This is a genomic window from Parabacteroides sp. MSK.9.14, assembly GCF_019041495.1.
GTDB classification, from domain to species: domain Bacteria; phylum Bacteroidota; class Bacteroidia; order Bacteroidales; family Tannerellaceae; genus Parabacteroides; species Parabacteroides merdae.
The window spans coordinates 60508-81922 of record NZ_JAHPXO010000007.1 but is presented as its reverse complement, the minus strand read 5'-3'; the positions used below and the strand labels follow the sequence as shown (position 1 = coordinate 81922).

The following is a 21415-nucleotide window of genomic DNA, read 5'->3' as shown; positions in this document are numbered from 1 at the left end:
TTAAAATATAAATTGAAACATTTTAAACTTCACAATAATGAAAATCAAAGCGAATAACGCAAACAGCCCGATTTGGAAAGATGTTTATTCTCATTCTATGCTTCCCGAACAATTACAGCCGTTATACGAAATGGCTACAAACCTATGGTGGGTATGGAACCATGAAGGAGCCAAATTATTCGGTAAGATCGATTCTGAACTTTGGGCATCAACTGAAGGTAACCCAGTACTTTTACTTCAAAGTTTATCCTACAAACGTATTGAGGAAATCCTGGCAGATGATGTCCTGATGGCCGAAATCAAAGCTGTTTACTCAATATTCAAGGATTATGTAAATGTTAAGCCGGATCAGACAAAACCATCTGTTGCCTATTTCAGCATGGAATATGGTTTGACCAACGTGTTGAAAATCTATTCCGGCGGCCTGGGTGTACTGGCTGGTGACTATTTGAAAGAAGCCAGCGACAGCAACATCGACCTGACAGCAGTAGGTTTCTTGTATCGCTACGGTTACTTTACCCAGTCTCTGTCTATGGACGGACAACAGATTGCCAATTACGAACCGCAAAACTTCAACGCACTGCCCCTTACTCAGGTGATGCAGGCTAACGGCGAACCGATGGTATTGGAGGTTCCTTACCCCGGCCGCACCGTTTATGCGCACATCTGGAAAGTAAGCGTCGGACGCGTTCCTCTATATTTGATGGATACAGATATTCCCCAGAACAGCGAATGGGATCGCTCCATCACTCACCAGCTGTATGGCGGCGATTGGGAAAACCGTATGAAACAGGAATATCTGCTGGGTATCGGTGGTATCTTGATGCTGAACAAATTAGGAATCAAGAAACAGATTTATCACTGCAACGAAGGACACGCCGCACTGATCAACGCGCAGCGTCTGGTAGACTTCATCCAGAACGACGGTCTGTCATTCAACCAAGCATTGGAAGTCGTACGCGCTTCCGCCCTATACACCGTCCACACACCGGTTCCGGCTGGTCACGACTACTTCGATGAAGGCCTGTTCGGCCGTTATATGGGTGAATTCCCCGGCAAGTTAGGTATCAGCTGGCAGGAATTTATCGACATGGGACGTGAAAATCCAGGTTCCAACGAGAAGTTCTCCATGAGTGTATTCGCTTTGAACACTTGCCAAGAAGCAAACGGCGTAAGCTGGTTGCATGGAAAAGTATCCCAGCGCATGTTCGCTCCGGTATGGAAAGGCTACTTCCCCGATGAGCTGCACGTAGGATATGTGACCAACGGCGTACATATGCCGACTTGGGCTTCTACCGAATGGAAACGTTTCTTTGCAGAACATTTCGACAAGAAGTTCTTCAAAGACCAGTCCAACAAGAAATACTGGGAAGCGATCCAGAATGTTGCCGACGAAGAAATTTGGTCTATCCGCAAGACATTGAAGAACAAACTGATTACATATATCAAGAATCAATACAAGACAAACTGGCTGAAAAACCAAGGAGATCCTGCAAAGGTTGTCTCTATCCTGGACAAAATCAACCCGAACGCCCTGCTGATCGGTTTCGGCCGCCGTTTCGCAACTTACAAACGTGCCCACTTGCTGTTCACAGATCTGGACCGTCTGGCCAAGATCGTAAACAACGAACAATATCCGATCCAGTTCGTATTCACCGGTAAAGCCCACCCGGCCGATGGTGGCGGACAGGGCTTGATCAAACATATTGTCGAGATTTCCCGCCGTCCGGAATTCTTAGGAAAGATCATCTTCCTGGAAAACTACGATATGCGTCTGGCTCGTCACCTGATCGCAGGTGTCGATGTTTGGTTGAACACTCCGACCCGTCCTCTGGAAGCATCCGGTACATCCGGCGAAAAAGCAGAGATGAACGGTGTCCTGAACTTCTCCGTATTGGACGGATGGTGGTATGAAGGTTACAAACAGGGTGCAGGTTGGGCATTGACCGACAAGCGTACTTACGAAAACCAGCAGTATCAGGATCAGCTGGATGCCGCTACTATCTACCACATACTGGAAACAGAGATTATCCCGACTTACTATGCAAGAAACAGCAAGGGCTACTCTCCCGAATGGATCCAGTACATCAAGAATTCGATGTCCGAAATCGCTCCCGACTATACGATGAAACGTATGTTGGACGACTATATCGACCGCTTCTACAACAAGTTGGCAACCCGTTCCGCTCACTTGCACGAAAACGGTTTTGCCGAAGCCAAAGCAATCGCTGCCTGGAAAGAAGAAGTGGCAGAACATTGGGATAGCTTCCAGGTAGAATCGTTTACATGCAGCCAGGACTTGGCTATCGACGGTCCGGTTGTCGGCAAAGAATATAACTTCAATCTGGTTATCGACCGCCATGAACTGAAAGGTATGTTGGGAGTAGAAATGGTTGTCACGAAAGAAAATCCGGATAACCATCAGTTGGAATTACTGGCAACAGAACAATTCAAGCTGATAAAAGAAGAAGGTTCCAAACTGTTCTTCGAACTGAAAACAGCTTCAAGCGAAGCAGGCCTTCACAAGATGGGCTTCCGCGTTTACCCTGTGAACAAAGAATTGCCTCATCGCATGGACTTCGCTTTCGTCCGCTGGATCCAGTTGTAATCAAGACAAGCAAAACAATAATTAAGAAAGAGGGTGTGCATGACACATCCTCTTTTTTTATGCAGATACTAAAGCTATGCTTTACAGTGGCTAACCCTATGAGTTACGAGCACTAACCAATAGGGTTACGGACACCGACCAATAGGGCCCCATACTGTCCGCTTGAAAGACAGAAAATCAAAAAAGGGAAGTCGCACGACAGGCAACTTCCCTTTTCAAGCTGATATAGATTTTTTTAGGTTTAGAAAGCGTAATCCAAACTTAAGCCAAACACTTTATTGGTACGGCTATAGACATTCGTACCGGGGAGATTTGTACCGCAATAATTCTCCGATTTCTTTGTATAATCATGATAATTTGTCCACATATACCCCACATTCAATGCCATCTTTTCGCTCAGCATCACCTTAGCACCAAAGCCCAACGAATAAGAGTCACAGGAGAAACTAACATCGCTTTGGAAATTATCAGACAAACCATAATCCGTAATTTGAGCGCCACCACTAATGGTCAATCTCTTGATCACGTCCCATTCAATACCAAATAGATACTCATTCGTACCTCTTTCCAATTCTTTCTGTTTTCCACCGGCCATGCCCGCTTTCTTGTCATCAAAGAAATGATACTCTACAGAAGCCTTCAACATGGGTAAAAACTGATAAGAGGCTGCCACCGAAAGCATGGAAGGAATATCGTTCGGCGTATTCACACCGTGCTTGTAAGGGCCGATCAAGTCTTCCGCACTATCAGGATAATCCAACTTCTTGGTATTGTTTTCGATGTTCAAGTTCGTCTTAAACTCATATTTAGCCCCGAAATTGAATTTACCGTATTTAACATCAACCCCCAAAACCGGTGTCAGCCCCCAACCTGTCTGATCGCAATCCAAAGCCAAATTCATCAAGTCTGTTCCACCAAAATCCTTTTTCAGCTTCGCATCCAGATACCCGTCATAGTTTCCTGAAAAATAGTTCATCCGGCCTCCGGCAAAGGCAGAAAGCCAATCCGTGATCTTATATGACAAGCCAAGTTGCAGAGAATAAATATACTGTTTTCCGTCCATCGCACTGTTAATAGTATACATATCCGGCGTAACGATGGGACTTTTACCGCCCGTCTTTATATACTTCCCCAGACTTTCCTGGAATATACCAGCCATAGCTGCCGATTCGAACATCGGCAGGCCATCGTCAAACGATGCCTTACCGCCCCCACCCGTAATGGCAAAGAAACCGGAGATGGTCCAATCACCTTTTTTGTAAGCCGCAAAAACACTCGGAATCACAGGAGCGGCCGCCTTTCCTTTGTAATATTTTTTATAGGGGACATCGCTTACTGTCGGCACTTTATTTACCGGGTCGAAACCATTATATGTACCAAAAGAGGCATCTATATCCCTAGTCTGGAAAGCACTTTGGATACTCACACCGACACGGAAACCGTCTGTCGGCAAGAAAGAAAGACCCGCCGGGTTAGACAAAGCACCATCTATATCAATTGCAGCACCTCGCGAAAGTGACCTTAAAAAGGCTGCATGCTGATTCGTATTCGTCAAATATCCACCAGCGAAAGAAACCAAAGGCATCATCATCAATGCCGCACCTACTACTACTTTTTTCTTCATGTTTTACTTTTCTTAATTACAAAACGGCGGCAAAGATAAATACTTTTTTCAAACATTGCACACTTTTAATGAAAATGTGCCGCACAAAATCACACATATTGTGCAATATATATTCTTCCCAATTGTCAACAATCAATTGTCAATTGTCAACAAAAAAGGTATCTTTGCACCCGAAAAGGAATGTCTCCTTTTCCGTGTGCTTGCTAAACCACGTACTAAAAACAAGAAAGATATGAAACATAAAAAAGAAGCCGCTTTGGTATGCTTCTCCGGTGGACAAGACTCCACGACCTGCCTGTTCTGGGCCAAGAAGCACTTTTCTCGCGTAGAAGCCGTATGTTTTACATACGGGCAAAAACATTCCCTGGAAATAGAGGTTGCACGAAAAATTGCAGCCGATGCTGACGTCCCCTTCCAACTGTTGGACGTGTCGTTGATCAGCCAGCTCGATCCGAACTGTTCGCTGACAAACACCGGCATTTCAATGGATCAGGAAAAACCGGCAGACAGCTACCCGAACACCTTCGTTCCGGGACGTAACATGGTATTCCTGACCTTCGCAGCAATCCTGGCACGCAGCAAAGGAATCTTCAACTTGGTAACCGGAGTGTCGGAAGCCGATTTCAGCGGTTATCCCGATTGCCGCGATACATTCGTCCGCTCCCTCAACGTCACCCTGAACCTGGCGATGGACGAACGGTTCGTGATCCACACGCCCCTGATGGACCGGGACAAAAGCGAAGTGTGGGAACTTGCGGACGAATTAGGAGTCTTCGACCTTGTACGGACCCAGACCCTCACCTGCTACAACGGCATCATGGCAGAAGGCTGCGGGCATTGCCCCGCCTGCAAACTACGTCGCGAAGGTTTGGAGAAATATTTAAAAAGACGCCGATAAACCATCGTTTACAAGAATAACAAAAAGACATCATGGATACAAGAAAAGATGAAAACGAACTACATCTGTTAGGCGGTTCAACCGTATATAAACAGGACTATGCTCCGGAAGTACTGGAAGCGTTTACAAACAAGCATCCGGACAATGATTACTGGGTACACTTCAACTGCCCGGAATTTACAAGCCTCTGTCCGATCACCGGCCAGCCGGACTTTGCAACCATCTACATCGATTATATTCCCGATATAAAAATGGTGGAAAGTAAGAGCTTGAAATTATATCTGTTCAGTTTCCGCAACCACGGGGCTTTCCATGAGGATTGTGTCAATATCATCATGAAAGACCTTATCCGCCTGATGAACCCCAAATACATCGAAGTGACCGGTATCTTCACTCCGCGCGGCGGAATCAGCATTTACCCGTATTGCAATTACGGCCGGCCGGGCACTAAATATGAGAAGCTGGCAGAACAACGGCTTTTCAACCATCATGCGAAATAAAAAAGCACGCACAGCTTTTCCATTAACCAGCCAATTAGATGTAAGCGTATTTTATCCTCGACAACGCCGGGAACCGAATACACTTACATCTATTTTTTATTTCTTAATTTCCTGTTTTCGATTTTATAGTCTTAATTAATCCATTACCTTTGCAAGCAATAAATTCTAAACCTATATATAAAACAATTTAGACCATGAACAAAAGCATTACAATGAAGACAGCTTTGGCAGCATTGGCTTGTACAGCTTGTGTCAGTGCAAGCGCGCAAAAACAGTACCCCGAACAGGAAAAAATGAAACCGGGAATGTCTGAATACTGGACTCCGCAACCGAAAGTAGTCACTCCGGGTGACATCAAGACAAACAGCGCCCCTTCCGATGCCATCGTCCTGTTTGACGGAAAAGACCTTTCCGCTTGGCAAAACGCTAAGGGCGGCCCCGCCGAATGGATCGTAAAAGACGGCGTTTTCACTGTAGACAAGAAGAAAGGCGACATCCTGACAAAACAGAAATTCGAGAACTTCCAGTTGCATATCGAATGGTGCGTACCGGAAAACATCACCGGCACAAGCCAAGGACGCGGCAACAGCGGCATCTTCCTGCAAGACATGTATGAAATCCAGGTGCTGGATTGCTATAACAACGAGACATACGTGAACGGACAGACCGGCAGCGTCTACAAACAAACGCCTCCTTTGGCAAATGCCATGCGCAAACCGGGAGAATGGAATGTTTACGATATTATCTATTCCGCTCCTATCTTCAAGGAAGACGGCACTTATCGTGTTCCGCCGCGCGTCACGGTCATCCAGAACGGCATCGTATTGCAGAATAACACGACTATCCTGGGCACTACGGAATATATCGGTTTCCCGAAAGTCGTAAAACACGGAGCAGGCCCGATCCGTTTGCAGTCTCATGGCGACCCCAGCGAACCGATCAGCTTCCGTAATATTTGGATCAGGGAAATGTAAATTCAGGTGAAAGGTGAAAGGTGAAAGTTAAAAAGAAATATAAATCAAACTTTTAACTTTTAACTTTCAACTTTCACCTTTCAACTATTTAGTCGAGTGTCAGATTAAACTCATCCTTCAACTTTGCCAAAACCGGATTTATGTTCAGTAGGTGTTCATACTTCTCTGCCGACGTATAGGCCAAATGCTTCTGGTTCGTTTCATCTATACGGACACGCATCTGAATACGGGTATTCTTCAACTGCATCCGCAGATAACTCAATATATCGATACAATTATTCGTCAACTCATCCTGTTGGCCGGGGTTATGCACACAGACTTCAAAATAATAATTATCCTGCAAGGCCGGCTTGCAATTGATCATCGTATTTTTCAGATATACCTTCTTGTCGATAGCGGAAGCATACGCATCCCAATAATGAACCAATGCTTCCTGGCTGAAAGGACTTTGCATTTCCTGTACCACGGTAGCAGTCTGTGTCGCAGCCTGCGCTTTCGGATGCTCTACGCCAATCTCCTTAATGGATGTACCGAACTGGGGCGGACGCGCCACTCTCTTGGGAGCCGATGCCGGAGGGGCCTGCGGAATAAGAGTCGGAGAAGGCGGCACATGAGTGGAAACGACCTGCTGGCGGGGAGTCGCTCCGGTCATTTCCTGCGGAGATTGTACCGGACGTTGCAAAGGAGGGGCAGATTGTACGGTATATGTCTGCTGAGCCGCCACAGCCTGGCCTGCTTGAGCAGGGGCCTGGCCCGGCCCGTTGGATGCTATCGGCTCAATCAGCCCTTTTTTTTTATCATCGGCCGGTTGTCCGGCACTGCTTAACTGACAAAGCTGGATAAGCGTAAGTTCCAACAACAGGCGTTTATTCCGGCTGGCCCGGTAATTCAGGTCACATGTATTTGTCAGCTCGATCGCCTTGAACAACAGCCCGTCGGAACAGCGCTTCGCCATCTCCTTATAACGTTCACGGATAGAAGCGCCGACCTCGAACAGGATCAAAGTAGCCTCATCCTTGCAGACCAGCAAATCACGGAAATGCGATGCCAGGCCAGTTATGATATTCTGCCCGTCAAATCCTTTGCTCAATATATCGTTCAAGATCAGGATGGCAGACCGGACATTTCCGGAAAGCATCGCATCCGTCAACCGGAAATAATATTCGTAATCCAGGACGTTCAGGTTATCGATAACAGCCTGATAGGTAATATTCCCATTTGTAAAACTGACTACCTGGTCGAAGATGGACAACGCGTCGCGCATACCGCCATCCGCTTTCTGGGCAATCACATTCAGGGCTTCCGGTTCAGCCGTCACTCCTTCGCAGGAAGATACGTATTCCAGATGCTCCACCATATCGGCAATCGAGATACGCGAAAAGTCATATATCTGGCAACGGGACAGGATGGTCGGCAACACCTTATGCTTCTCCGTCGTAGCCAGAATGAACAAAGCATGATGGGGCGGTTCCTCCAATGTTTTCAGAAATGCATTGAAAGCCGCCGAACTCAACATATGCACCTCATCGATAATAAAGACCTTGTATTTTCCGATAGGAGGCGGAATGCGCACCTGGTCGATCAGGGCACGGATGTCATCGACCGAGTTGTTGGAGGCGGCATCGAGTTCATGGATATTATAAGAACGCTGCTCGTTGAAGGCCTTGCAGGATTCGCATTCGTTACAGGCTTCCCCGTCGGCAGTCGGATTCAGACAATTGATCGTCTTGGCAAAGATACGGGCACAAGAAGTCTTGCCCACTCCACGGGGACCGCAAAAGAGGTAGGCATGAGCCAGCTTGTTACTCTGTATTGCATTCTTAAGTGTAGTTGTCAAGGACTTCTGTCCTACCACACTACGAAAAGTAGAAGGACGGTATTTCCTTGCCGATACAATATAATTATCCATTCTCTGCTTTTTTATTAACAAGACAAAGATAAACAAAATAATTCATTTACCTTTGCAAAAACGAAGTTCCTATGTCACGCATAAAAGACTTTTACAACAAGTATCTATCCAGGATCAATGCCTACTGGCTGGTAACCATCGTGTTCTTCGCCCTGACATTCGTAATGGGCGATAGCAGTCTGTACAAGCGTTATACATACGATGAAAAGATTCGTAGCCTGGAAAAGGAAATCAAGCATTACCAGAAGGAGATCGAAATCAACAGCAAAAAGCTGAACGATCTGCATACGGATAAGGAAGGACTCGAACGCTTCGCCCGTGAAGAATATTTCATGAAAAAGCCGAACGAGGATGTATATATTATTAAGAACAAATAAATGAACGAAAAAGCAAGAACGATCGTTTTCAATATCTCCGCCCTGCTGTTGCTCGCCGGTGCGGGATTATATCTGGCATTGCCGGTTGCAGCTCCTTACCTGTTCGCCGTCGGGGCTGCCGGTATAGCGGTCAGTTACCTGACAATGCCTACCCAAGATATGGATTTTCGCAGGCGCAGATTGCACCGCTACAACATATTTGCCGGGTTGCTGTGTATATTCGCCTCCGCCCTGATGTTCAGCGGACGGAAAGAATGGATGATTTGCCTGACCATTTCAGCCCTGCTTCAGTTATACACGGCATTTGTCACCCCTAAAAAAGAAAACTAAAAACGAAAAATACCTACATATAGTTAGACGTATTGTCTAAATTACAATTACAGGGACAATAAAATTACCTAAAATCCGCGATTGATGCGCTTTCTATTTATAAGGAACTTTGCAGCGTTTTATTAACGATACAAAACTCTTTATAAATTGAAAGCGACTATTCTAAAAATTTCCGGCTTATTCATATTCCTCTTGGCTGTAATATCCGCCTCTGCTCAGGACAGGGCGATGATCTCAGGTAAAATCATATCTACGGAAAAAGAAACCGTTGATTTCGCAACGGTCTACCTAAAAGGTACCACATACGGCGGAACAACCAACGAACAAGGTATTTACCATCTGAAAGCTCCGGCTGGCGACTACACGTTAGTCGTATCTGCCATCGGTTACAAGACTGTTGAGAAACCGGTGAAACTTACCGGTGGAGAAAGGACCAGACAGAATATCACCATTACTCCGCAATCGACGGAGCTGGACGAAGTGGTCGTTGTCTCAAACGGAATAAGCCGTTTGAAACGTTCGGCATTCAATGCCGTAGCACTTGATACGAAAGAACTGCAAAATTCCAACAAAAGCCTGAGCGAGGCACTGGCGAAAGCTCCGGGAATGAAGGTTCGTGAATCCGGGGGTGTCGGTTCGGACATGCAACTTACGCTGGACGGTTTCAGTGGCAAGCACGTGAAAATATTTATCGACGGTGTGCCGCAGGAAGGTGTGGGAAGTTCGTTCGGGCTGAACAACATCCCGGTTAACTTTGCCGAACGCATCGAAATCTACAAAGGCGTGGTCCCAGTAGGCTTCGGTACGGATGCAATCGGAGGCGTGATCAACATCATCACTAAAAAGAAGCGGGACAGATGGTTTTTAGATGCCTCCTATTCCTATGGCTCTTTCAATACGCACAAGTCTTACGTGAATTTCGGACAGACGTTCAAAAACGGATTCACTTACGAAATCAATGCCTTCCAAAACTATTCGGATAATGATTACTACGTGAACGCTCCGGTAGAAAACTTCGAGACCGGAAGCATCGACAGAAGCAAGAAGGAACGGGTGAAACGTTTCAACGATACCTACCACAATGAAGCCGTCATCGGCAAACTGGGGATCGTAGACAAGAAATGGGCGGACCGCCTGTTGCTGGGTTTCACCTATTCGAATATGTATCAGGACATACAGACCGGTGTACGCCAGGAAATCGTTTACGGGCAAAAACACCGCAAAGGACACTCTCTGATGCCCTCACTGGAATATGGCAAACGCGATCTGTTCACAAAAGGGCTGGACATCGTGTTGACAGCCAACTACAATAAAAACCAGACAACCAACGTAGACACCTCTTCTTATGAATACAACTGGCGTGGAGAAAAGCACCTGATGAACTCCGCCGGAGAACAGTCAAGACAGCATTCACGGGCAGACAACAATAACTGGAACGGCACATTGACACTCAATTACCGGGTCGGTAAAATGCATACATTTACCTTCAATCATGTGCTGAACACTTTCCATCGCTCCAATACCTCCCTGCTTGCAGCCGAAGAGATGAAAAGCGCCATTGCCAAAGAAACCCGTAAAAACATTTCAGGCCTTTCCTACCGGTTGATGCCGTCCGAACACTGGAACTTTTCCGCTTTCGGAAAATACTACAACCAATTTGTAGCAGGCCCGATGGCAACATCAAGCACGCAGGACGAATACGTACGCAAAACACGTTCTGTCAACTCATTCGGATACGGGGCGGCCGGAACCTACTTCATCTTGACAGGCCTGCAAGCCAAGCTGTCTTACGAAAAAGCTTATCGCCTGCCGACCATCGAAGAGATGTTCGGTGACGAAGACCTGGAAATGGGCGAACTGAGCATCCGACCGGAAAATAGCGACAATATCAACCTCAACCTGAGCTACAACAAGACATTCGGGAAACATACCTTGTATGTGGAAGGTGGAGTGGTCTACCGCAATACGAAAGATTACATACAACGTAACATCACAGATTTGAGTGGCGGCAAGCAAGCGGCAACCTATATCAACTACGGCAAAGTCGAGACAAAGGGATTTAATCTGTCCATCCGCTACAACTTCGCAAACTGGGTGAGCGTAGGCGGTAACTTTACCCAAATGGACGTACGCGACAAAATGAAAACCTCCATTACCAGCAGTGCCGAAAACCTAGCCTATGGAGAACGGATGCCTAACCTTCCCTACCGGTTTGCGGATTCCGACATATCGTTCTATTGGCGTAACCTTTGGAAAAAAGGTAATGTGCTGACTGTTACTTACGACAATCAATACCTGCATAGCTTTACTTACTATTCGTCTGCTATCGGATCGAAAAACAACGACTATGTCGTACCGAATCAGTTCTCCCATAATCTAACTCTTTCCTACAGCCTTCAGAACGGACGGTACAACGTGTCGTTGGAGTGCCGCAACTTTACAAACGAAAACTTGTACGATAATTTTAGTTTGCAGAAAGCCGGACGCGCTTTCTACGGTAAAGTAAGAGTTTATTTCGGAAATTAATTCAATTATCACAGTTACTAAATATAAATACATTTATTGCAAGATGAAAAAGAATCATTTATTAACCGGTATTGCCGCAGTTATGCTGACGGGTGGACTGTTTACTTCCTGTAGTGACAACGAGATCCCGGCACCGGACGAAGGAGGAAAAGGCGAAACAAAAAACACATTCGTAATCCCTGCTTCTACAACGGCATCCGGAAATACGACCAACGTACTGCTTACAGCCGAGAGTGTGGACGAAGGGACCATCACGACATTGAACAACGGCCTCGTGAATGACGGAGCCACACAATGGGTTTTCTATAAAGACCAGTATTTGTACGGCCTGACTTACAATCAGGGAAATGCCGGGGACACACGCTCGTATATCCTGAATGCGGACGGAGAACTTGAAACCCGCTCACAAAGCTATAAGGTCAAACGATTTACGACTTACGGCATTTATGACAAGTATATCATGACTCTTTCTTCGGGTGACGGTCCGACGGAATGGGTGGATGAGAACGGCTACGTCCCCCAGTCATTCCTGGTCTCTCTTTTAGATGTCGCAGCCGAGACAAAAACGGACAACGACACAAAGAACAAAGCCTACCTGTCCGAAAACTTCCTGGGCAATGGCGAATATGTAACGCTGGCAGGTATCTTGGAACATAACAGCAAGATCTATAGCGTAGCCGTACCGATGGGATTAAGCCAGTATGGGACAAAAGACGGAAACGGGAAATGGATTCTGCCGGGTAACGAAGACTTGGTGAAAACCGAATCCGGTGGTTCGAACAGTAGCGCTTACGAAAAAGACGAGCTATTGTGGACACAGTATCCGAATTCTTGTTGGGTCGCCATCTTCGACGATGAAACATTTACAAATAAGAAAATCATCAAGACTGATAAAATCAGTTACGCTTGCGGCCGTTTCAAATCGCAATATTACCAAATGATTTGGGCCGCCGATAATGGCGACATCTATGTATTCTCACCATCATATGCCAAAACGATGACCGACCCGCGCCAACAGACTAACTTGCCGGCCGGTGTGGTGCGCATCCCGAACGGAAGCGAAGATTTCGACGATTACTACTGCAACCTGGAGGCACAGAGCAACGGCAACTCCTTCCTTCGCAGCTGGCATATAACAGAAGATTATTTCTTGTTGCTGATGTATGACCGTCCTTTCAGTGAAACAGGCTATACCGCAAATCAGTTGGCCGTATTCAAAGCCGGAGCCGAAAAATTGACTTACGTAAGCGGACTTCCTTCAACCGATATAATTTCCGGTTTCGGAAACACGATACATGTTGAAAACGGCAAGGCTTACATCGCTGTAACGACAACCGATGGGAACCCAGCAATCTACAAGATCGACCCGGTTAACGCCAGTGCTACGAAAGGTGTAACAGTCAAAGCAACCCAAATAACCGGTATCGGCAAACTGACAGCCCAATGAAAAAATTCTTTGCGAAAATACATTTATGGTTATCGATACCCTTCGGTATTATCATCGCGATCGTCTGTCTGACAGGAGCCATCCTGGTATTCGAAACAGAGATACTGGAGCTTTGCTATCCTTCCCGTTATTTTGTCAAAGAGGTAAAAGGCGAAATGCTTTCGCCGGCGGTGCTCATGGGCGCCGCCGGCCAGCAACTTCCCGACTCCATCAAAATAAACGGGATACGGGTTTCCTCCGACCCCAAACGGACCTACCAACTGATTTTACCCGGAAAAAAGGCTGCTTGCTTTATCAATCCCTACACCGGAGAAATTACCGGCATAGACGATGGAAAAGGGTTCTTCATGAAGATAATGCGCCTTCACCGTTGGCTGTTGGACGAATATAAACGGGATGGAAGTTTCGCTTGGGGTAAAACTATTGTCGGATATTCAACCCTGGTACTGGCCATTATTATCATAAGTGGTCTTGTCATCTGGTATCCGAGAAACAAGAAAGCACTGAAAAACCGGCTCAAAATCAAAACAAAAGCCGGCTGGTTCCGCTTCCTGTACGATCTACATGTCTCCGGAGGTTTCTATGCAGCTTTACTTTTGCTTATCCTGGCATTGACTGGTCTAACCTGGTCGTTCGGTTGGTATCGTGACGCGTTCTATACCGCGTTCGGCATCAGCACAACATCTAAACAGACGCACGCTCCGACATCTGCCGTCCCCCAAAAAACAGCAGGCGAAAGAGGTTCGAAGAAACATCCCAAAACCGATTACACACAATGGGCCGAAGTCTTGGCCGATTTACAAAGCCGTTATCCGGAATATAAATCGATCTCCATCCAAGACAGATCAGCAACCGTTTCTACCGCTGCCTATGGAAATACAAGAGGAAGCGACCGTTATTCCTTTGACCCGGCTACCGGCAAGATCACTGAAATTCAATTATACAAGGACCTCCCTAAATCCGCCAAAATAAGAGGATGGATCTATTCCGTTCATGCCGGAACATGGGGAGGATTGACAACCCGGATATTAAGCTGTCTGGTTTCGCTCTTAGGGGCTGTCTTTGCCATAACCGGTTACTATTTCTGGATCAAGAAGAAACTCCGGAAGTCCAAACAAAGGTAAACAAGAACAAGCATGCTTCGCTTGCCGTAAAGCATAGCTTTGCAATAGCTAAAGCATAGGGTTACAATAGCTAAAGCATAGGGTTACAAGGTCTAATGCATAGCATTATCCCCCCCAAGGAATCCTTAGGGCCACAATCAAAAAGGGCTGCCCCCTGCGGGACAGCCCTTTCGTATATATCTATATGTTTTATTCCTTATTTACCGGAAGAGTAGTTCTTATTCAGCACTTCGAGAAATTCGGCAGTGATGTCGTATGCCGGATTAGATAACAAAATATTGTCACCCATTGTATTGCTGAAAATGATCTGATAACCTTTTGTCTGGTTGAAAGTCGTCAACTGGGCGACGATCGTATCGCGAAGCTGTCCGTTCAGCTCCATCTGCTTGGCAGCCAACTCTTGTTCTTTCTTAGCCGCATAGTTCTGAAGTTCCTCCTGCTTTTTCTGCAAACGGTTTCCTTCCTGCTGCGCTCTTTCCGTAGTAAGGAAAGCATTGGCTTCATATTTACGTTGAAAATCATTTAATTCTGTCCGTAAGGCATTTGACCGCTGAGTCATATCTAAACGATAGTCTTCCTGCATCTTGAGAATACGTTCATTCAAATCTTTCGAATAGTTGTAATTCGATAAAAGAGAGTCTACATTTACATATGCTACAGGGAGCAGATTGGTAGAATCTCCCTCCGTTGTGAAAGCCGGAGCTACTGTGGATTCTTTTTTACTGGAAAACTGCATAACAAACAGGATTATGACAGCTACCGCGAGCACACCATTAATAACGTAGTTAATGTTCTTCATAAAGTGTAAATTAAATCTTTATTTTATTTTATTCTTCTATTTCTTTTATTTTATCATATAGATTCTTCCGCAAACTATCTCTCTTATGCTGGGTTTTAGCACAGCATATACCTTTCTCCCTTAGTGCCGCATTACCTTCAATGTGTGTATTCGGAAACTTCCCTCCCTTTTTGAAAATCACTTTTACACTGAGCAACACAACACAAATAACAAGAATTATGACAGTAATCAATAACGTTGTAAGCATTTTCTCTATATTTGTGGACGCAAATATAAGAGTTTAAGTGATTGGAAAGTATGTTTTTGATATTTAATTGTACTTTTTTTCATACAACCCCCTGTTTGCAGTGGTATTATTAACTATAGAGTAACATCTATAATACATTGTAACATTATGAAGATTACTGATTTAAAGCCTGAAATCGTCTGGAAGTTCTTCCACCAGGTAACACAAGTGCCCCGTCCTTCAAAGAAGGAGGGAAAAATGATCGAGTTTCTTGAATCATTCGCCAAACAGTATAAAATAGCGATCAAAAAAGATGCCGTAGGCAACATCCTGATGTCTAAACCGGCTACTCCCGGCAAAGAAAACCTGCCGACAGTCGTTTTGCAATCCCACATGGACATGGTCTGCGAAAAGAATAATGGAACCGCACATGATTTCGACCATGATCCGATCGAAACAATCGTCGACGGGAACTGGCTTCGCGCCAACGGTACGACTCTGGGGGCAGACAATGGCATCGGTGTAGCCGCCGAACTGGCTATCCTCGCGTCCGATGATATCGAGCACGGACCGATCGAATGCCTTTTCACCGTAGATGAAGAAACCGGGCTGACCGGAGCCAAAGCACTCGAAAAAGGATTCATGACAGGCGATATCCTGCTGAACCTCGATAGCGAAGACGAAGGTGAAATCTTTATGGGATGCGCAGGCGGCAAAGATACGCAAGCGGTGTTCTATTACGAACCACGTGACACCAATCCGAACATGCAATACTTCAAAATCGAAGTGAAAGGCTTGAACGGCGGACATTCCGGTGGCGAAATACACAAAGGGTTGGGCAATGCCAACAAGATTCTGGTGCGCTACCTGTACCTGTTGAAAAATCAAGCCGATTTCAACCTTTGCTTCATCCACGGCGGTAACCTCCGCAACGCTATCGCCCGCGAAGCGCAAGCGACCATCGGCCTGTATCCGGAAGAAAAGGAAGCAGCCCGTATTCTGCTGAACCATTTCACGGCAGATATCGAAAACGAACTGAAACATGTAGACCCGAACGTACAGATAACAATGGCATCGACCGACCGTCCGGACAAATACATCAGCGACTATGATGCCGAAAAACTGATTCTGGCTTTACATGCCTGCCCGCATGGCGTGATCGGCATGAGCCACGACATCGAAGGGCTGGTGGAAACCTCCACCAACCTGGCTTCTGTCAAGATGGGAGATGACAGCACAATCATTGTCGGCACAAGCCAGCGCAGCTCCATCGAGTCTTGCAAGAACATGATTGCCAACCAGGTCGCATCTGTTTTCAAGTTAGCCGGTGCACAGGTAACTCACGGCGACGGCTATCCGGGTTGGGCGCCTAACCCGGATTCAAAGATCCTGAAAGTGGCACAAGAGACCTATAAACGTTTGTTTAACAAAGATGCAAAAATAATGGCGATCCATGCAGGACTGGAATGCGGCTTGTTCCTAGAAAAATATCCGAATCTGGATATGATCTCATTCGGACCGACGCTTCGGGATGTCCATTCCCCCAACGAACGCATACAGATTGATACCGTTGGATTGTGGTGGTCTCACTTACTCGAACTATTAAAGAACATCCCTGCAAAATAAATCGATACATTTCTCGTTATAAAAGAGGATTAACATTCAACAGATGTTTTTCCTCTTTTTTTATGTTAATGCCCGAAAACTTATTTATAATAAATTTGTTTTCTTATTGACATTATATGGTAAATAACAGTTTACCTGGACTATTAATAATTAATGAAATGAAAAAATTAGCCGCTCCGTTACTCATATTATTCTTTATAGTGCTCAACCTGTTGTCGTGTGACGGGCTGGACGAAAACTATTCGAATAACCCCAACCATCGGCTGAGCTTCTCGGTCGACACACTTTCTTTCGATACGGTATTCACCACAATAGGCTCCGCAACCAAAGAGTTCATGATCTATAACCGCAATGACCAACCTTTGCTGATCAGCGAGATCATGCTGGCAAGCGGTGAAGAAACCGGTTTCCGCATCAATGTGGACGGGCGTAAAGGCGACCATTTCCAGGATGTAAGGATACAGGCGGACGACAGCTTGTATGTTTTTGTGGAAGTGACCGTCAATCCGAACGCATCCAACCAGCCGCTGCTGGTAGACGATTCCATCATCTTCACCACAAACGGAGTCAAACAGTCTGTCCGCCTCGAAGCATACGGGCAAAATGTAAACCTGTATAAAAACGGGCTTATCCTGACACAAGACACGCATTTTACAGCCGAACGGCCCTACCTTATATATGACAGTCTGGTTATTTCTCCCAACATCACGCTCAACATCGATCCGGGCGCAACGTTCTATATGCACGACACAGCGAAAGTCATCACATACGGGACATTGCTGGCCAAAGGGACACGCGAAAATCCGATTGTCTTCCGCGGAGACCGTCTGGATTTCATACTGAACGACATCCTGCCCTACGACCGGACACCATCACAATGGGGAGGGATTTTCTTCCGTCCGGAAAGCTACCATAACATTATGGACAATGTCATCGTGCGAAACGGAAAAACAGGACTGACATTCGAAAAGTCGTCACCGGACGAATCCAAACTGAAACTAAGCAATTCCCAAATCACGAATATGGGAGAGCACCTATTCTCTGCACGCAATTGCAAGATTGAAGTGACCAACACGGAATTGACCAATGCCGGAGGAGGTGTCGTGGTTCTGATTGGCGGGAACTACTGTTTCGTCCATTGTACGCTTGCCAATTTCATGACATTGGAAAAACGGACCACGCCTTGCCTCACGATGGCAAACAATGCGAATGAAGAGGCTTATCCGCTCAAAGCGACATTCGACAACTGCATCATCGACGGCAGTTTCGATGCTGGCAAAGAAGCATATAAAGGAGAACTCAATCTATCCGTCGATGGTGCGGCATCATTCGAATACCTGTTCAACCATTGCGTAATCAAAACGAATGGCAGCAACAATGACCACTTCAAAGAGGTATTGTTCACCAATACCAGTCCGTCCTACAGGTTAAAAGGCGGCGAAAAAAACAAATACCGTTTTGATTTCCGTCCGGATTCGCTGACGACCTTAGGAGTTGGGAAAGCCGATATCTTCGTCACGCAGCAATATCCGGTGGACCGCTACGGCATAAACCGCCTGACAAACGACGGTCCCGATATCGGAGCCTACGAATTCGTACCGAAAGAAGATGAAACAAAATAAAACGATATGGCCAGAACCTTAACTATGACGTTTTTTATCCTGACATTGTTTTCTTTGCCTTCACAAGGGCAAACAGACTTCCGCGTGATGAGCTACAACGTCGAGAACCTGTTCGACACGAAAGACGATCCGCTTACGGCGGACAATGATTTCCTCCCCTCCGGCAACCGCCACTGGACGTCCGGACGGTTTTACCATAAACTACAACAACTGGCAAAAGTCATCACAGCAGCAGGAGAATGGAGCACTCCGGCTTTGATCGGACTTTGTGAAGTCGAAAACGATTCCGTCCTTGTCCGGCTTCTGAACTACACTCCGCTCCGTCGGCAGCATTACCGTTATTGCATGACACACGGACAAGACACGCGAGGGATTAATGTAGCATTTCTTTACCAGCGGGACAAGTTTCGCTATCAGGGACACACGGAACATCCAGTCCGTTTTACCCGCAAGCAGCATAAACACACCCGTAATATCCTGCATGTATGGGGAGATGTAATGACCGGAGACCGGATCGATGTCTTTGTCTGCCATTTTCCCTCCCGTTACGGAGGAGAAAAAGAAAGCGAACCGGACCGTTTGGATGCCGCACGTACCCTGCGTACATTATGCGACTCGATCCACAACCTCCGTCCTGCCCCACACATCCTGATTATGGGAGATTTTAATGATACGCCGGACGACACGAGCATCCGGGAAATACTGGATGCCCATCCGGTTCAGGTTCCATGCCTGTCCGGTTCAGGTTCCATGCCTATGAAACCTCGGACGAATGCTTATCCATCTCTCCTTCTATACAACCTGTTTGCCAAGAACCGGTCAGTTCCTCCTGGAAGTCATAAATATCAAGGGGAATGGAGCCAGTTAGATCAAATCATCCTGTCGTCCTCTCTCACCGACACCACCTCCCAGATGCAGCTCATCCCAGGAAGCGCCCGCATCTTTTCACCGTCATTCCTGCTCATAAAAGATAAAACCTGGCGTGGCGAACGCCCTTTCCGCACCTACTATGGCTTCAAATACGAAGGTGGCTACAGCGACCATCTCCCTTTGATCGTCGACTTTCTACTATTGAAATAAATGATTACTTTTGTTTTTTTAAATACAGATAGAATATGTACAAACTATATATCGCCATACTGTTTTTTTTCATACAGACAATAAGCGCCCAACAACTCCGCCAGCCATTCGATTTCCCGATCTTGTTGAGCGGTAACTTCGGGGAGTTGCGCAACAATCATTTCCATTCCGGAATAGATTTTAAGACACAAGGAGTTGAAGGGAAGCCCATCCACGCCGTACAGGACGGATACGTATCACGTATATCCGTCAGTCCGTGGGGATACGGAAACGGTTTATACCTGACACATCCGGACGGAACGACAACCGTCTACGGTCATTTGCAACGATTCGCCCCTTCCATCGCCCGATATATCAAGACACAGCAATACGAACAGGAAAGCTTCAACGTGAACTTGTTCCTCGACCCGGACCAACTCCCGGTCAAAAAAGGAGAAATTGTCGCCTATAGCGGAAACACCGGAAGTTCGGGAGGCCCGCATCTCCACTTCGAAGTACGCGACACGGAAAGTGAAGAGGTACTCGATCCTATCGAATATTTCAAAGAGAAGATAACCGACACCCGCGCACCGAAAATACAGGGAATCCTGGTCTGCCCGCAACCAGGCAAAGGAGTGGTCAACGGCAGCAGCCGTAAACTGGAGCTAAAACCGGTCACGGCCAAAAACGGCAAACAAACCATCACCGGTAAGATCGAAGCTTGGGGAGAAATCGGGCTGGCGGTCAAAGCCTACGATTATATGGATAATACGACAAATATCTACGGAGTGAAGGATATTACCCTCCGCCAAGACAGCCAGATCATCTACCATAGCAACCTAGACCGCTTTGCTTTCGACGAGACCCGTTACTTGAACAGCTATGTCGATTATGAGGAATGGAAAGAGCGTCGCTCCTTTTATATGCGCAGCTTTGTAGAACCAGGTAACCGCCTCCGTTTTAACGAAAGCATCAACCGGGGAATCATCCATATAGAAGAAGAGAAAACGTATCATCTCACGTATACGCTCGCCGATGCATTCGGCAACACAACTCGCCTCTCCGTTTGGATAGAAGGGAAAGAACAGGAGATTCCGGAGATCGAGACCGAAGGTACAGAGCTGTTTCATTGGATGGCCGACAACCGGTTCGGAGCAAAAGGTATCCGGATGACGATCCCGAAAGGAAACCTGTACGACGATCTTTATTTCCGTTATTCGGTAAAAGAAGACAGCACGGCATTGGCAGACACGCACATCCTGCATAACCGCCCCGTTCCGCTTCACAGCTCGGCCCGGCTGTCCTTGCGTTTACGAGTCGACACGCTGGAAAACAAGCAGCAATATGGTATCATCCGCACTCAGAAAGGACGTCGATCCTGGATCGGCGGCACTTACCGGAACGGCTGGATCGACGGCACGATCAAAGAACTTGGCAATTATACGGTCGGGCAAGATCTCAAAGCACCGACGATCACCCCGTTGGGCGCCAACACATGGATCAGCAAGCAGGCATTCGTTTTCCGCCTGTCCGATAACCTGAGCGGCGTACAAACCTACCGGGGAGAAATAGACGGGCAGTACGTCCTGTTCGAAATGAACAGCAAATCGGTCATTACCTACAAGTTCGATAAAGAACGGCTCAAAAAAGGGAAACACACCCTCAAACTAACCGTTACGGATGCAGCCGGAAACCGGTCGGAATACAAGTATTCTTTTGTCTGGTAAATAAAAAGCCTGAATCTTGGAAATTATCAATTTATTTGT

The 21415-nt window shown here is 46.5% G+C and carries 17 protein-coding genes; 13 read left to right on the top strand and 4 right to left on the bottom strand.

Annotated features, from left to right (window positions below; translation table 11 throughout):
• Positions 1-37 precede the first annotated feature (37 nt).
• Entirely contained in the window at positions 38-2608 is a 2571-nt protein-coding gene (glgP, locus tag KTG12_RS05665) for an alpha-glucan family phosphorylase (RefSeq protein ID WP_005635962.1), read from the top strand.
• 241 nt (positions 2609-2849) lie between these two features.
• Here glgP and KTG12_RS05660 read toward each other — a convergent pair whose 3' ends face one another.
• Complete coding sequence (locus KTG12_RS05660) at positions 2850-4232, bottom strand: OmpP1/FadL family transporter (RefSeq protein WP_119216325.1); 1383 nt, start codon at positions 4230-4232, stop codon at positions 2850-2852.
• A gap of 232 nt (positions 4233-4464) precedes the next feature.
• Between KTG12_RS05660 and queC the strand changes: the two genes are divergently transcribed.
• The 3 genes from queC to KTG12_RS05645 all read left to right on the top strand — a co-directional run bounded on the left by queC (position 4465) and on the right by KTG12_RS05645 (position 6604).
• The gene (gene queC, locus KTG12_RS05655; RefSeq protein WP_119216327.1) at positions 4465-5130 is read left to right on the top strand and encodes a 7-cyano-7-deazaguanine synthase QueC; all 666 of its coding nucleotides are present in this window, start codon (positions 4465-4467) and stop codon (positions 5128-5130) included.
• Between the two features lie 32 nt (positions 5131-5162).
• On the top strand, positions 5163-5630 hold the full coding sequence (queF, locus tag KTG12_RS05650; protein WP_155143535.1) for a preQ(1) synthase: 468 nt from the start codon (positions 5163-5165) through the stop codon (positions 5628-5630).
• 194 nt (positions 5631-5824) lie between these two features.
• Positions 5825-6604 (top strand): DUF1080 domain-containing protein, encoded by a 780-nt coding sequence (locus KTG12_RS05645; RefSeq protein ID WP_005635954.1) that lies wholly within the window; start codon positions 5825-5827, stop codon positions 6602-6604.
• Positions 6605-6692: 88 nt separating this feature from the next.
• Here the strand turns inward: KTG12_RS05645 and KTG12_RS05640 are convergent, their stop codons facing one another.
• Positions 6693-8513 carry a DNA polymerase III subunit gamma/tau gene (locus tag KTG12_RS05640; RefSeq protein ID WP_155143533.1) on the bottom strand — a complete coding sequence of 607 codons (1821 nt, stop codon included), beginning with the start codon at positions 8511-8513 and terminating at the stop codon, positions 6693-6695.
• 71 nt (positions 8514-8584) lie between these two features.
• Between KTG12_RS05640 and KTG12_RS05635 the strand changes: the two genes are divergently transcribed.
• From KTG12_RS05635 to KTG12_RS05615, 5 genes are all read left to right on the top strand, one after another.
• Complete coding sequence (locus tag KTG12_RS05635; RefSeq protein ID WP_005635952.1) at positions 8585-8890, top strand: septum formation initiator family protein; 306 nt, start codon at positions 8585-8587, stop codon at positions 8888-8890.
• Positions 8891-9220, top strand: a complete 330-nt coding sequence (locus KTG12_RS05630; protein WP_119216323.1) for a hypothetical protein — start codon at positions 8891-8893, stop codon at positions 9218-9220.
• 228 nt (positions 9221-9448) lie between these two features.
• The gene (locus KTG12_RS05625; RefSeq protein ID WP_227225741.1) at positions 9449-11746 is read left to right on the top strand and encodes a TonB-dependent receptor; all 2298 of its coding nucleotides are present in this window, start codon (positions 9449-9451) and stop codon (positions 11744-11746) included.
• A 43-nt stretch (positions 11747-11789) separates the two neighbouring features.
• Complete coding sequence (locus tag KTG12_RS05620) at positions 11790-13193, top strand: DUF4374 domain-containing protein (RefSeq protein ID WP_155143531.1); 1404 nt, start codon at positions 11790-11792, stop codon at positions 13191-13193.
• Positions 13190-14317 (top strand): PepSY domain-containing protein, encoded by a 1128-nt coding sequence (locus KTG12_RS05615; RefSeq protein ID WP_155143529.1) that lies wholly within the window; start codon positions 13190-13192, stop codon positions 14315-14317. Before KTG12_RS05620 ends, KTG12_RS05615 begins: the two co-directional genes overlap by 4 nt.
• Before the next feature lie 196 nt (positions 14318-14513).
• Here the strand turns inward: KTG12_RS05615 and KTG12_RS05610 are convergent, their stop codons facing one another.
• Together KTG12_RS05610 and KTG12_RS05605 are read right to left on the bottom strand one after the other, a co-directional pair.
• Positions 14514-15116, bottom strand: coding sequence for an OmpH family outer membrane protein (locus KTG12_RS05610; protein ID WP_005635946.1), 603 nt, complete (start codon positions 15114-15116; stop codon positions 14514-14516).
• 28 nt (positions 15117-15144) lie between these two features.
• Positions 15145-15363 carry a hypothetical protein gene (locus KTG12_RS05605; protein ID WP_046452357.1) on the bottom strand — a complete coding sequence of 73 codons (219 nt, stop codon included), beginning with the start codon at positions 15361-15363 and terminating at the stop codon, positions 15145-15147.
• Positions 15364-15510: 147 nt separating this feature from the next.
• Between KTG12_RS05605 and KTG12_RS05600 the strand changes: the two genes are divergently transcribed.
• The 4 genes from KTG12_RS05600 to KTG12_RS05585 all read left to right on the top strand — a co-directional run bounded on the left by KTG12_RS05600 (position 15511) and on the right by KTG12_RS05585 (position 21376).
• Entirely contained in the window at positions 15511-16968 is a 1458-nt protein-coding gene (locus KTG12_RS05600) for an aminoacyl-histidine dipeptidase (RefSeq protein ID WP_155143527.1), read from the top strand.
• Between the two features lie 158 nt (positions 16969-17126).
• Complete coding sequence (locus KTG12_RS05595) at positions 17127-18590, top strand: hypothetical protein (RefSeq protein WP_155143525.1); 1464 nt, start codon at positions 17127-17129, stop codon at positions 18588-18590.
• A 6-nt stretch (positions 18591-18596) separates the two neighbouring features.
• Positions 18597-19670: an endonuclease/exonuclease/phosphatase family protein gene (locus KTG12_RS05590; protein ID WP_122115845.1), complete on the top strand. Its 1074-nt coding sequence runs from the start codon at positions 18597-18599 to the stop codon at positions 19668-19670.
• A 35-nt stretch (positions 19671-19705) separates the two neighbouring features.
• Positions 19706-21376: a M23 family metallopeptidase gene (locus tag KTG12_RS05585; RefSeq protein WP_005635941.1), complete on the top strand. Its 1671-nt coding sequence runs from the start codon at positions 19706-19708 to the stop codon at positions 21374-21376.
• The last annotated feature ends 39 nt before the right edge of the window (positions 21377-21415 follow it).